The organism is Lysinibacillus sp. S1 (assembly GCF_044986265.1).
Taxonomy (GTDB): Bacteria; Bacillota; Bacilli; order Bacillales_A; family Planococcaceae; genus Lysinibacillus; species Lysinibacillus capsici.
Map to the genome: position 1 here is coordinate 4,203,908 of NZ_CP173154.1, position 14,223 is coordinate 4,218,130.

Sequence of the window (14,223 nt, forward strand, 5' to 3'; positions counted from 1 at the left end):
CCGCAAAAATTCATTTACACTATTTGTATGCAAGCATGTCTTACGTTACGACTTTGATTGGAGATGATTCAAAATGAGTATGCAATATGAGCAACTATTTGAAAAGATTCGTCCGGCAATTGATAGTAAGATAGCAGAGTTCCAGCATTATCAATATAATGCTATTACAGCCGAAGAACTCTGGCGCTACTGTATTGAAAAAAAATGGCGTAAAAAGAAAGTTGAGCAACTACGTTTATATGAAGTCATTTCTACCATTTTTTCGGTATCACCATCTGATATCGTCTCATTTAATCAAGTAGAGTTTTTACAAAGTAATAATTGGTTTGAAGAAGTCAATACAGACGAGTTACAATTACTGCTTGGTCCAGTCAGAACGTAATCAATGATGTGTCAAATTTTACAATAATTCTAAGAATCCTATACGTGTTGAATTGACACCAAGCGCAACCTGTTTCATAATAAGTGTGTTGCGCTTTTTTTATTTTGAATAAGTTCTTACTTACATAAGTCTTCATTGCTTTTATTGACATTTAGAAGGCTAGTACCTAATAATACTAAGATAAACTTGCGCGTTATGAACGATTGAAATAAGTAAAGCAACCTTTTTGAAGCACAGGTAACACGATTCTAGATGAAAAGGAGGATTAAACGTTTCAAAAGGTATTGCTAGTTACTTGTTTGGCGTGTAAGGACAGCCCTTACACCAATTCGAGGAGGATTTATTGATGAAACTAAAAAGTCGTATAGTTGCATTCCTACTGATTATCGTGCTATTGGCAGCAGGTATTAGTACGACTGTAAACGGCGTCTTAAAGGACATCAAGCTTGGTCTTGACTTACAGGGCGGGTTTGAAGTGCTTTACGAGGTAAATGAATTAAAAGAAGGACAAAAAATTACACCAGAAATTGTCACAGCAACATCCACTGCACTTGGTGAACGTGTAAATACGATGGGGGTTAGTGAACCGAGTATTCAGGTTGAGGACAAAAATCGTATTCGTGTGCAATTAGCTGGTGTTGAGGATCAGGAATCGGCACGTAAGTTATTGTCTACTTCTGCGAATTTAACATTCCGTGATGTTGATGATAATTTATTATTAGATGGAGACGATTTGAAAGCTAACGGTGCTAAAGGCTCTTTTGACCAACAAAATCGTCCGATTGTATCCTTAACTTTAAAAGATGCGAAAAAATTTGCTGATATAACAAGTAAAATTGCGGCAAAACCCGCAGGTCAAAATTTACTGGTTGTATGGTTAGACTTTGAAGAGGGTGTCGATTCCTATAAAGCGGAATCACAAAAAGCAAAGCCTCGCTATGCATCTGCAGCAACAGTTAGTCAAACATTAAATACAACAGATGTTATGATTAGCGGTAATTTCTCTGTTGAAGAAACAAAAAATTTAGCAGATATTTTAAATGCTGGGGCATTGCCTGTAAAGCTAGATGAAATTTATTCAACTTCTGTTGGTGCTCAATTTGGTGATGCAGCACTGAAAAGTACTATTTTTGCTGGTATTGTCGGCGTAATAGTTATTTTCTTATTTATGCTATTCTACTATCGTTTACCAGGCTTTATTTCCATCATTACACTGGTTGTGTTTACATTCCTAGTATTAGTGGTCTTTGACTGGATTAATGCGGTATTAACACTCCCAGGTATTGCGGCCATTGTCCTGGGTATAGGGATGGCAGTAGATGCCAATATTTTAGCGGCAGAACGTATACGTGAAGAGCTACGAGTGGGTTATTCCGCTAAACAAGCCTTCCAAATTGGTTCTAAACAATCTTTATCAGCCATTGTCGATGCGCAGTTGACAACTTTATTAGCTGCAGCAGTATTGTTCCAATGGGGAACAAGCTCTGTTAAAGGATTTGCTACAACATTAATTATTAGTATTTTATTGAGCTTCTTAACAGCAGTTTGGGGCTCACGTGTCCTATTAGGACTACTTGTAAACAGTGGCTATTTCAACAGTCCTGCATGGTTTGGTATTGCAAAATCTAAACAGCATAGTCTAGATGAAAATATTGGTACATTAGATTTATCAACGAAATTCGATCGATTTGACTTTGTTCACAACCGTAAGAAATTCTATACGTTCTCATTAGCCATTTTAGTGGCTGGTTTAGTGGTTCTTGGCATCTTCCGCCTTAACCTAGGTATCGATTTCTCAAGCGGTACTCGTGTCCAAATTGAATCGAATCAAACATTAACAAAAGAAGAAGTGTCCAAATATCTAGATAGCATTGATTTTTCATCAGAAGATATCATACTCTCTGGTGAGAAAAGTAATACAGCAGTCATTCGCTATAAAGATGACCTTACACAAGCAGAAATTTTAGAATTTAAAAAAGAAGCTGGCGAAAAATATGGTCATGAACCAGCTGTAAGTACTGTATCGCCTACAGTTGGTAAGGAACTTGTAAAAAATGCGATTAAGGCTTTATCTCTTGCAGCAATAGGGATTATCATTTATGTAGCAGTTCGTTTTGAATGGCGCATGGGTATTGGTGCAATTGTTTCATTATTGCATGATGTATTCTTAATTGTTGCCGTCTTTAGCTTCATGCGTTTAGAAGTAGATATTACGTTTATTGCGGCTGTATTAACAATTGTTGGGTATTCCATCAATGATACGATTGTTACCTTTGACCGTATGCGGGAAAACTTAGATCGTTATGATACCATTAATGACCGTGAAGTATTGGCGAATATCGTGAATAAATCGCTACGCCAAACAATGGGTCGTTCGGTTAATACAGTATTAACTGTAATTATCGTTGTTGTAGCCCTATTAATTTTTGGTGCACCATCTATTCAAAACTTCTCTATCGCGTTATTGATTGGTTTGATTACAGGTATGTATTCTTCAATCTGTATCGCAGCTCAAATCTGGTATTCATTAAAAATTCGTGAAATGAAAAAATCAGATGGGAAGCTACGTAAAAAAGAGAAGAAACAATGGGGTACAGACGAGCCTACTGTATAATATAATGAGCAGAGAATGGAAAACATATAGTTTTCTATTCTCTGCTTTTTTCATGCAAAAAAAACTGCTGCCTTTTATAAAAAGCAGCAGATTTTTCATATAGTATTTACAATTTAAATTGCTGGATTAAGCCTTGTAGCTGTTGCGCATTTTCACTTAATTCTTCTGCGACAGTATTTACCTGCTGCATGGTCGCAACTTGCTCGTCAACAGATTCTGCAATCATATGAGAATTCGTTGCTGATTCGTTAGAAACATTGGCAATTTCCGTGACAGAAGCTGCAACCTGCTCTGCACTAGCAGAGATTTCTTCAGATGTGGCAGAAATTTCTTTAATTTGCTCTGTGAATGCAGCAACAGCAGAGGTGATGGAGTAGAAAGCATCTCCAGCCTCATGAATTTTGGCTACACCATCCTTTACAGAAGCTAAACCATTATTTACTGATGCTGCAACATTTTGTGTATCTGTTAGAATTTCTCTTGTAATAGCAACGATTTGGCTAGCAGATTGATTCGATTCCTCAGCAAGTTTTCGTACCTCATCCGCTACGACTGCAAAGCCTTTCCCATGTTCTCCTGCTCTTGCTGCTTCAATAGCTGCATTTAGTGCCAGTAAATTTGTTTGTTCTGAAATTGCTGTAATCACTGTTGTAATTTGCCCAATTTCTTCTGATTGCTTACTTAGTTTTTGCGTTAATGTTGCAATATCAGAAGTTGCTAGTGCGATCATATTCATCTGTTCTTTTGCTGTTGCAATCGTTGCACCACCTGTATGGGCAAGCTGCGTCAGATTTTCTGCATTGTGATGAAGACTTTGAGTCGCCTCCGCAATGCGTTGGACACCTGATGCAGTTTCATCCATTGCCACAGCACTTTGCTGAGAGGCACTAGCAGAAGAAGTGATATGTGTTACATTATTTTGAATTCGTTGAGCAATATTATCGGAAGTTGCAGTTACTTCTTCAGTGCTAGCAGAAAGCTCTTCTGAAACAGCCGATAAATGGGATGCACTATCTTGAATGTTAGTCATTAAACCAGCTAGATTTTGTTTTAATGTATTGACTGCATTGGCAAGTGTACCGATCTCATCTTTTGATTGATGGTCAAGCTCAGCAATTGTTAAATCACCTTGTGCTAATGTATCTGCTGCTCCAATAACCTTGCGTAGGGGCAGGACAATGGAGGCTTTGACCATATGCATAAAATATAAACCAATAATAATACTTGCAAGGAGAAGGCTAATAGCAATGATAATAGCGCGTGAAACGGTTTGATTAACAGATTGGTCAACATTTTGAAGCTGTTCATCGTGATAAGCTAATAATTCAGTTGTTAACTTAAAAATGTCCTTATTGTATTTTGTAACATCATTATTGATGATTGAGAGTGCTAGATCCGTGTTGCCACTATTAAACGCTTGTAAAGCCTTCTGTGAATTTGACAGTAACTCTTTTTGCAATTCCGTGATTTGCTGCATAATATTTTTTGTATAATCTGATCGAACAATAGTAGAAAGTTCATGAACTGTTTCAGGTAACAACTTTTCATAGCGATCTAAATTGGCCTTAGCTGTTTCGTCCTTCTTATTTAAAATATAGGAGCGTAAAAATAAACCTTGAGACGCAAGTTGTTGTTGGATTTTATCTGTTAATTGGATTTGCACCATCCGATGCTTTAATACTTCTTCTAAATCATTCTGAGTTGTTTTAAATTGAATAAATGATACGATGCTTGAGATAAAAAGTAAACATGTTAAGGAAATGAATCCTATATTTAATTTTTTGCGAACGGACATAAACTTCCTACTTTCTTTTATTATATGGAAAAAATTGATGTTCTGAAATTACTATAACTTGATATATTTACATGGTCAATAGTCAAGGAATTTTCAATCGTAGGAAATCTTATTCTCCAATAAGTTTTTATAGAAGGATAATATACCTACTTTTGATTCCTCTGATAAAATAGGAATTTCAACTTTTTTCGTCAGAATTGATTGACAATAGTATTGGATTGGCATAGAATTAAGGCTAACTTTTTGTTCGGTCAAGGTAGAAGATCTCGGGAGCGAGGTCAGCCACAGAACAGATGAGCTGAGTTTAGATGAGAATAGCTGAGAAATTGTTGAATAAGAGTAGTAGCCTAAGTGTGTAATAAAGAGAGTCAGTGGCTGGTGTAAACTGATTTACAGCTTATGTGAATGGACTTATGAGAGTCGCTTATAAAAAAGCGAACGTGATTCCCCACGTTATAGGGGTGCTTTCAAGGTATGGTTTACCATAGCCATGATGTAAAGCACAAAAGTGAGAGCATATGCTCTAATATGAGGTGGCAACGCGGTCATAATCGTCCTCTGCAATTAGGAATAATCCTTTTTGCAGAGGGCTTTTTTATTTTCATTCAGCATTCGTCTAGACATTAGCTAAAGGAATCTTTGAAAAAGGAGCAAAATAGCTATGCAAATAACGAGTTCAAGAACAAAAATGAAAACGATCAATGGCGATTCTTTAACACCTATTTTGATTTTTAGGCGTTTACAGGGAAAACATAAATTTTTATTGGAAAGTTCTACCCAACACGAAGGAGCTGGAAGATTTTCCTTCATTGGTGCTAATCCACGAAAAACATATAAAGGTGTGGGCCAAGAAATCCAAGAGGTTTCCTATAAAACAGGAAAAACATACGTGCATCAAGGGGAACTTATTGTTCTTCTTAAACGCCTCATGCCACGTATTTCCAATACGACGCAATTTCCATTTTCAGGAGGTGCCGTTGGATATATAGGCTTTGGCGGTACAACGATGTTCGTAGATAAAAAAATAGAACTGCCTGATGCTTATTTTCATGTCTATGAAACGATTATTGTCTTCGATCATCAAACAGATGAAGTGACATTGATTCATACAAATATAGATGCAGAAAAGCAGGAACCTGATTTGGAAGAATTGGCTCAACAAATAGTAAACGGGCATATCAGTGACGAAGCATCTTATCGTTATCAACCGCTTGATACTACAACAAACCAATCATTTGCAACGGTTTTACAGACAATGCAAGCCAACTTACATGATGACATAACAAGGGTAGTTTTGCCGAACCGCAATGTAGCCAATTTTCAAGGTGATACGTTGGCTTTGTATCGACAGCTACGTAAAAAAAAGCCTGCAGCCTATATGTATTATATTGAATTTGAGGATCATGTTGTGTTAGGTACTTCTCCTGAAAGTCTAATCCGAGTAAAAGGTGAAAGCGTTATTGCGACTCCTACAGAGGGAACATATCCGCGAGGGGAAACAAAAAATGAAGAACTAGAAAATGAACGTAAATTATACAACCATGAAAGCATTAGGCAATCACATGCACTTCTTGTTAGGGCTATTCAGCAAGAATTACAGTCGGTTTGTTTCCGAGATTCTGTTCAGGTCATGGAGGCTATGCGTATCCAGCGGTCCAAAAAGGCACTGCACATGACGACTAGGGTGGAAGGAAAGCTTTTACCAATGCTTCATGCCCTGGATGTTTTAGCAGCAACCATATCCCCACTTTCAGCAACGGAGCATCCGTATGCAGCTGGTTATTTTGGTGCTCTCGGCTTTATTGGATTTAATGGTCATTTGGATTTTGCCTTAACAGGTCAATCTATTGTAGTTAAACAGGATACCATGCATTTGCAAGCAACAATAACTGTTACCAAATATACAAATGTGCAAAACGTTTTACATCAAGTGCAAGAGGAAGAACAGGCATTTTTACAGTTACTGGTGAACAATGGGGGGCAAAACTAATGGAAAGATTACAAGGGAAAGTACTGCAGGGAACACATCTCATGTACGAAGAAATGCTACAGGCAGCGCAATGGTTATTTCAGGATGATACTCCTAAAGAAGAAATAGCAAGCTTTTTAACAGCTTTAGCTGCGAAGGGAGAAACTGCACATGAAGTAGCCGCATTAGCAACTATTATGCGATCTTTTGCTCTTGATATAGCCGTAAAAGAAGGTAGCTATATGGATAATTGCGGTACAGGTGGAGATGGTCTTCATACTTTTAATATCAGTACAGCTTCTGCTTTCGTGTTAGCTGGGGCAGGTGTCAAAATTGCCAAGCATGGGAACCGTAAAATCTCTTCCTCCTCTGGTAGCTCAGATGTGCTAGAGGCACTAGGTATTCATACAGCTATTTCCATCCCACAAACAGCCCATTTGCTAGAGCGAGAGGGAATCGCTTTTATTTATGCACCGAATGTTCATCCGAAATTAAAGAGAATTGGTGAAGTTCGCCGTTCATTAGGAAAACCGACAATCTTTAATCTTGTTGGTCCTTTAACAAATCCGGTCCCATTATCCACACAATTTACAGGCATTAATCGACCGAATTTTGTCATGGAATATGCCTCAGTCTTACAAATGCTTGGACGTGAGCGGGCCATTGTCGTCTCAGGACCACAAGGCTTAGACGAGGCTTCATTAGCAGGTCAAAATACATTGGTTTTAGTAGATAAAGGAGATTTAATTCCCTTTTCCCTAAATGCAGAAGATGTCGGTCTTCAAATGGCCCCTTTAGAGGCCATCCGTGGTGGCAATGCAGATGAAAATGCGGTGATTATGCAAAAAATATTGGCTGGGGAACGGAGTCCTTATTTAGATACAGTAGTATTAAATGCTGGCATCGGCTTATTTGGCTATGGTCAAGCGGAAACCATCAAAGAGGGTGTTGCTATGGCAAAGGAAAGTATTTTTAGCGGTAGAGCACAACAAAAATTAGAGGCGGTTGTAACATATAGCATGCAAATTAAAGAAGTGGAGGTAGGGTAATGAATATACTCAATAAAATATTACTGCAAAAAAAGATTGAGGTAGGTGCTTTATTAGAGCAGCCAGATCCTTTAGCAAACTTTACAGAAACGCCACGTCGCTCGTTCATTGAATCATTGTGTCAAGCTCATACACTGCAAGTCATCGCGGAAATGAAGCGTGCTTCCCCTTCAAAAGGGTTAATAGCTGGCGGAGCAGACCCAGTTTCTCAAGCAAAAGTCTATGCACTAGCAGGAGCAGCAGCTATTTCGGTCTTAACAGACAAGGAATTTTTTAAAGGCTCCTTTGAAGATTTAGCAGCAGTTGCTGCTGCTGTAGATACCCCACTTCTTTGTAAGGATTTTATGATTGATCGAGTGCAGATTCGATTTGCCAAGGCGGCAGGTGCATCCATTATTTTATTAATTGTGGCAGCCTTAACAGACGATGCCTTACGTGATTTATATAGCTATGCAACGGGCTTAGGCCTAGAGGTTTTAGTGGAAGTACACGATTGTGAAGAGCTTGAACGCGCTCTTGCGGTAGATGCAAAGTTAATTGGCGTTAATAATCGTGATTTACGTACCTTTGAAGTAAGCCTAGAGCGCACCAGAGAAATTGCTAATGTGTTTCCATTTGATGAGAATCGAGTATTAATTAGTGAGAGTGGCATATGGACGCAGGACGATGCGAAGCTAGTAGCTTCGATGGGGGCTAGTGGTGTCCTAGTAGGTGAAGCTTTAATGAGGAGTGGAGATGCGGGGCAAGCACTACGAGATTTGCAAGTAAGTAAAGAGGGGGCATCGGTATGACAAAGGTCAAAATTTGTGGTCTACAGGAGCAAGAACATGTCAAAACAGCTGTTCATGCTGGTGCAGATGCTATAGGGTTTGTTTTTGCACCGAGTAAACGTCGTGTATCCATTGAGCAAGCCCAACAGTTAGCGAAGCATGTACCACAAGGCGTTTTAAAAATAGGTGTCTTTGTGAATCCAACGTCAGCCGAATTAAAGGAAGCAGTAGAGCGAGTGCCCTTAGATTATGTGCAATATCATGGGGAGGAAACGCCAGCATTTATTCAGGAGCAAGGTTATCCCGCCATAAAGGCATTATCGATACGAGAAAAAGAGGATGTTCAAGCGGCTGCCAACTATCAGGTAGATTATTATTTATTTGACGCGCCTGGTACAGAGTTTAAAGGCGGGAGTGGTCACACTTTTGATTGGACACTCCTTGAGCAAGTAGGGATTCCCAAAGAAAAATTACTATTAGCGGGTGGTCTCAATGTAGACAATATTGAAGCGGCTATTACGGATGTAGGGCCTTTTATGGTGGATGTTTCAAGTGGTGTAGAAACAAATGGAAGCAAGGATTCTACCAAAATACAAGCTTTTTTACAGGCAGTAAAGAGGGGGAGCAGATGATGGGAATATCAATAGCAAATAGTGTACCGACAAAAGAAGGGCGTTTTGGACAATTTGGTGGTCGGTTTGTGCCCGAAACATTAATGACAGCCTTGCTTGAATTAGAAGCTGCTTATGAGCAAGCATTACTAGACCCTGCATTTACAGAGGAGCTGTCCTATTATTTAGAAGACTATGTTGGCCGCGAAACACCGCTCTATTACGCAGAAAATTTAACGAAGGCGCTAGATGGAGCAAAGATTTATTTAAAGCGTGAAGATTTAAACCATACAGGTGCACATAAAATTAATAATGCGATTGGGCAAGCACTTCTAGCCAAACGCATGGGTAAAAAGAAAATCGTTGCTGAAACAGGAGCTGGTCAGCATGGTGTGGCAACAGCTACTGCATGTGCATTATTAAATCTAGAATGTGTTGTTTTTATGGGAGCAGAAGATATAAAACGTCAGCAGTTAAATGTCTTTCGTATGGAGTTGCTTGGCACAAAGGTTCAATCGGTGGAAAGTGGTTCTAAAACATTAAAGGATGCTGTGAACGCTGCCCTACGTTACTGGGTGACAAATGTTGAGGATACACATTATATTTTAGGCTCTGCCTTAGGTCCTCACCCATTCCCAAAAATTGTTCGGGACTTTCAGCGTGTCATTGGAGTAGAAACAAGAAGGCAAATCGTGCAAAAAGAGGGGCGTTTACCTGATGCAGTTGTTGCCTGTATTGGAGGTGGCAGTAATGCAATCGGTATGTTTCACCCATTCGTTGATGATGAATCAGTTGCCTTATACGGTGTTGAAGCAGCAGGAAGTGGTCTTGAAACTGGGAAGCATGCTGCTGCCATCGCAGGTGGAAAATTAGGTGTATTACATGGCGCCTACATGTATTTATTACAGGATGAAAACGGCTTTGTCCAAGAAGCACATTCTATTTCAGCTGGGTTAGATTATCCAGGGAAAGGACCAGAGCATTGTTATTTACATGATATTGGTCGAGCTCAATTTGACTCCATCACAGATGCTGAAGCACTGGAGGCACTAAAATTATTAAGCCGAACAGAAGGGATACTGCCTGCACTTGAAAGTTCTCATGCTATTGCTTATACGGCAAAACTTGCAAAGACCATGGCAAAAGATCAGATCATTGTTGTGTGCTTATCTGGTCGAGGAGATAAAGATGTTCACACAGTTCGAGCAGCACTAGGGGGGATGTAAAATGACAACTTTACAGCAAGCGATCGATCAGGCAAAAGCTGAAGGTCATAAAGCTTTTATACCTTATATCATGGCAGGTGACGGAGGGCTAGAGACCATTAAGCCAACTATTTTAAAACTGCAGCAATTAGAGGTAACAGCTATTGAAGTAGGGATTCCTTTTACAGATCCTGTTGCCGATGGTCCAACAATCGAACGAGCAGGAGAACGTGCACTCAAAGCTGGTGTGACATTAAGAAACGTGTTGCAAACACTCGCGTCATTTAGAGATGAAATAACAGTGCCCCTCGTAGTCATGACTTATTTCAATCCAGTATTAGCATATGGCTTAAAGTCTTTTGCGCAAGCCTGTGTAGCTGGAGGAGTTAAGGGTTTAATTGTACCAGATGTCCCATTGGAAGAGAGCGAGTTGTTACGTGATGCATTAAATCCATATGGCATTGATGTGGTACAGCTTATCTCATTGACAAGCCCTCCAGAGCGTATAGCACGCATCGCAGCAGCTAGTCAAGGTTTTGTTTATGCAGTGACCGTTAATGGGATCACAGGAGCAAGATCGCGTTTTGCCGATAATTTAGAACAGCATTTTGCAAGCTTACGTCAAGCAAGTCCAATCCCTGTGCTTGCAGGCTTTGGTATTTCAACACCTGAGCAAGTGAAAAAGATGGGGGCTTTGGGAGATGGTGTAATTGTCGGTAGTGCCATTGTGACGGCATTGCATCAAGGAGATTTGGCAACGGTGGAAGCATTAGTAGCCGCCTCGAAAGGTATGTTAGAAAAGTCTACTCTTTAGAAGAGTAGGCTTTTTTTGATGATGAAATAAATGGGAAAGTGACGAATAGAAATTAAAAATCGATGGATAAAACTATCAATCTAACGGATAGTGCGCAACCTATAGAAATTCGGTATAATAGCTTTCGTAAGGAAGTGAGCAGATGATTCTATCAAAAAAAAGATGGCAGGTGGAGCGTCCTGACGCAACACTTGTACAAGCATTACAAAATGACTTACAACTTTCTGCGATTGCAGCAAAAATTTTAGCAGCACGAGGCTGCGAAACAACGGCTGAGGCAGAAAGCTTATTAAATATGACTGAGGCAAATATCCATGACCCATTTCTTATGCATGGTATGGCTGAAGCGGTAGCACGAATTGAACAAGCACTAGAAAATGGTGAGAAAATTTTAGTGTATGGTGATTATGATGCGGATGGTGTGACAAGCACAACCGTTATGTTACATGTTTTACTAGATCTTGGAGCAGACGTCTCCTTTAAAATTCCGAATCGTTTTATCCATGGCTATGGTCCGCATGAAGCCCTATTTCGGGAGGCCTATGAAGATGGTGTACAGTTAATCATTACAGTGGATAATGGTATATCTGGTATTGAGCCTATTCGAGTAGCAAAGGAGCTTGGTATGGATGTCATTGTGACAGATCACCATGAGCCAGGTGAGGAGCTACCACCAGCAGATATTATTCTTCATCCCCGAATACCAGAAGGGCAATATCCATTTGGCGAGCTAGCAGGAGTAGGGGTAGCCTTTAAGCTGGCACATGCTCTTTATGGTGAACTACCAAGCCATCTAATAGAATTTGTGGCGATTGGCACTGTAGCAGATTTGGTTCCGTTGGTGGATGAAAATCGCTATCTCGTGAAGAGGGGCATACAAGAAATGCGTCGTTCCCTTAGTCCATGGGTACAAGCGATGTGTGACATAGCCAGTACAGAGCAGACGAAAATTACAGAAGAAACGATTGGCTTTTATTTTGGTCCACGATTGAATGCTGTTGGTCGTCTAGGTGAAGCAGCTCCTGGTGTCGAATTATTAATGGCGGAGGATAATGCTAAAGCAACCGCATTGGCAAAAAAGCTAAATGCCTGCAATACCGAGCGCAAAGATATTGTGAAAAGTATTACAGATGAAGCCATCGCACTGATTGAAGCAGATGAAAAAATCGGCAATTCCTTAGTTCTTGTTGTTGCTGGCGAGGGCTGGAACGCAGGTGTTGTAGGAATTGTAGCCTCACGTCTTGTTGAACTGTATTACCGTCCAACGATTGTGCTGTCACTCGATCCCGAAAAGGGCATAGCAAAAGGTTCTGCTCGAAGTATTGAAGGTTTTCATCTATATAATGAACTAGCTAAAAATCGAGATATTTTACCGCATTTTGGTGGACATCCTATGGCTGCAGGTATGACCTTATCATTAGAGCATGTGGATGAACTACGTACTCGCTTAGATGCTCAGGCAAGAGCCTGTTTAACAGAGGAGCAATTAACACCTGTAGTGCATATTGATATACCGCTCAGCATTGACGAAATTTCAGCGGATGCTATTGAGGAAATTTCAACACTAGGACCATTTGGCACAGATTTCCCTAAGCCTGTGTATGTGCTAGAGGATGTAGAAATCGCCTCCATGCGTAAAATTGGAGCGGGCGAGAATCATATTAAAATGGAAATAACAAACGGCTATGATAAATTGGATAGTGTTGGTTTTAACAAAGGGCATTTACATGATGAATTAACGTATGGCATCAAAGTTTCCTTTATAGGCGATTTGCAAATTAACGAATGGCAGGGACGTAAAAAAGCCCAATTTATGATCGAGGATGTCCAAACTACAGAATGGCAGTTATTTGATATTCGTGGTATCCGTCAAACAGCTCGATGGCTGAATACGGTACCGAAGGACGTGGCCCGGTTTATCGCCTTTCGTCCAGAAACGATGACCTATTATCAATCATTAATCGGTGCACCTATTACACTGGTTGACCCAGCCCTTTCAAATATTGAACAAAGTGATTACATCGTGCTATTAGACTTGCCACACAATGTTCAAAAGCTAGAGGACGTTTTACAGAAGACAGCCCCTTCACGTATTTATGCTCATTTTTATATGCCTGACTCGCAATACTTCAGTGGTCTACCTACTCGTGAGCAATTTGCTTGGTATTATAAGTTCTTGAAAAATCGACCAGCCTTTCCGCTTGATATGCATATCGCAGATTTAGCGAAGCATACGGGGTGGCCATTAGATACACTAAAATTTATGACACAGGTGTTTTTTGAGCTTGATTTTGTTAAAATGGAGAGTGGACTGACGACTGTCAACGTGAATGCTCCAAAACAAGCACTAACAGAGGCACCGTCTTACAAACAACGTTCAGAACAGATTGAAATGGAGCAAAAGCTTGTCTATGCTCCTTATATAGAATTAAAACAATGGTTTGATGAACGTTTAACATCAGCGGACGAATAACGTTTCGTAGGAGGAGCAATAACATGGATTTAAAGCAATACGTTACAACGGTTGAAAATTGGCCGAAAGAGGGCATTACCTTCAGAGATATTACAACAATTATGGATAATGGTCCTGCATACAAATATGCAACAGACCAAATCGTAGAATATGCAAAAGAAGTGGGCGCTGAAATTATTGTTGGCCCTGAGGCACGTGGTTTTATTATCGGTTGTCCAGTTGCCTATGCACTTGAAATCGGCTTTGCCCCTGTTCGTAAACCTGGTAAATTACCACGTGAGGTAATTAGTGCAGACTACGGTCTTGAATATGGTAAAGATACGTTAACAATGCATCATGATGCAATTAAGCCTGGTCAAAAAGTTTTAATCTGTGACGATTTACTAGCGACTGGTGGTACAGTTGAAGCAACGGTTCGTTTAGTAGAACAATTAGGTGGTCAGGTAGTAGGCTGTGCATTCCTGATTGAACTTCTAGAATTAAATGGTCGCGAAAAGCTTGGCGATTTAAATATTAAAACACTTATTCAATATTAAGAGCA

General features: G+C 39.9%; 11 protein-coding genes and 1 other annotated feature. Of the genes, 10 read left to right on the forward strand and 1 reads right to left on the reverse strand.

Annotated features, from left to right (window positions below; all coding sequences use genetic code 11):
- Positions 1-73: 73 nt before the first annotated feature.
- Together ACHZEU_RS21105 and secDF are read left to right on the forward strand one after the other, a co-directional pair.
- Positions 74-382, forward strand: coding sequence for a post-transcriptional regulator (locus tag ACHZEU_RS21105; protein WP_279495625.1), 309 nt, complete (start codon positions 74-76; stop codon positions 380-382).
- A gap of 346 nt (positions 383-728) precedes the next feature.
- Positions 729-2,996: a protein translocase subunit SecDF gene (gene secDF / locus ACHZEU_RS21110; protein ID WP_066036503.1), complete on the forward strand. Its 2,268-nt coding sequence runs from the start codon at positions 729-731 to the stop codon at positions 2,994-2,996.
- Positions 2,997-3,102: 106 nt separating this feature from the next.
- Here secDF and ACHZEU_RS21115 read toward each other — a convergent pair whose 3' ends face one another.
- Positions 3,103-4,791 carry a methyl-accepting chemotaxis protein gene (locus ACHZEU_RS21115; RefSeq protein WP_066036502.1) on the reverse strand — a complete coding sequence of 563 codons (1,689 nt, stop codon included), beginning with the start codon at positions 4,789-4,791 and terminating at the stop codon, positions 3,103-3,105.
- A 320-nt stretch (positions 4,792-5,111) separates the two neighbouring features.
- Positions 5,112-5,353 (forward strand) — a binding site (T-box leader).
- A gap of 99 nt (positions 5,354-5,452) precedes the next feature.
- Here ACHZEU_RS21115 and ACHZEU_RS21120 point away from each other — a divergent pair.
- The 8 genes from ACHZEU_RS21120 (at position 5,453) to ACHZEU_RS21155 (ending at position 14,218) form a co-directional block, all read left to right on the forward strand.
- Positions 5,453-6,781, forward strand: a complete 1,329-nt coding sequence (locus ACHZEU_RS21120) for a chorismate-binding protein (protein WP_066036501.1) — start codon at positions 5,453-5,455, stop codon at positions 6,779-6,781.
- Positions 6,781-7,809 carry an anthranilate phosphoribosyltransferase gene (gene trpD, locus ACHZEU_RS21125; RefSeq protein ID WP_066036500.1) on the forward strand — a complete coding sequence of 343 codons (1,029 nt, stop codon included), beginning with the start codon at positions 6,781-6,783 and terminating at the stop codon, positions 7,807-7,809. Before ACHZEU_RS21120 ends, trpD begins: the two co-directional genes overlap by 1 nt.
- Positions 7,809-8,600 (forward strand): indole-3-glycerol phosphate synthase TrpC, encoded by a 792-nt coding sequence (gene trpC, locus ACHZEU_RS21130; protein WP_066036499.1) that lies wholly within the window; start codon positions 7,809-7,811, stop codon positions 8,598-8,600. Before trpD ends, trpC begins: the two co-directional genes overlap by 1 nt.
- Positions 8,597-9,211, forward strand: coding sequence for a phosphoribosylanthranilate isomerase (locus ACHZEU_RS21135; RefSeq protein ID WP_279495624.1), 615 nt, complete (start codon positions 8,597-8,599; stop codon positions 9,209-9,211). The genes trpC and ACHZEU_RS21135 overlap by 4 nt, the downstream gene beginning before the upstream one ends.
- Positions 9,211-10,416, forward strand: coding sequence for a tryptophan synthase subunit beta (gene trpB / locus ACHZEU_RS21140; RefSeq protein ID WP_279495623.1), 1,206 nt, complete (start codon positions 9,211-9,213; stop codon positions 10,414-10,416). The genes ACHZEU_RS21135 and trpB overlap by 1 nt, the downstream gene beginning before the upstream one ends.
- Before the next feature lies 1 nt (position 10,417).
- Entirely contained in the window at positions 10,418-11,209 is a 792-nt protein-coding gene (trpA, locus tag ACHZEU_RS21145; RefSeq protein WP_066036497.1) for a tryptophan synthase subunit alpha, read from the forward strand.
- A 142-nt stretch (positions 11,210-11,351) separates the two neighbouring features.
- Entirely contained in the window at positions 11,352-13,682 is a 2,331-nt protein-coding gene (gene recJ / locus ACHZEU_RS21150) for a single-stranded-DNA-specific exonuclease RecJ (RefSeq protein ID WP_103118487.1), read from the forward strand.
- 23 nt (positions 13,683-13,705) lie between these two features.
- Positions 13,706-14,218 carry an adenine phosphoribosyltransferase gene (locus ACHZEU_RS21155; protein ID WP_004226730.1) on the forward strand — a complete coding sequence of 171 codons (513 nt, stop codon included), beginning with the start codon at positions 13,706-13,708 and terminating at the stop codon, positions 14,216-14,218.
- The last annotated feature ends 5 nt before the right edge of the window (positions 14,219-14,223 follow it).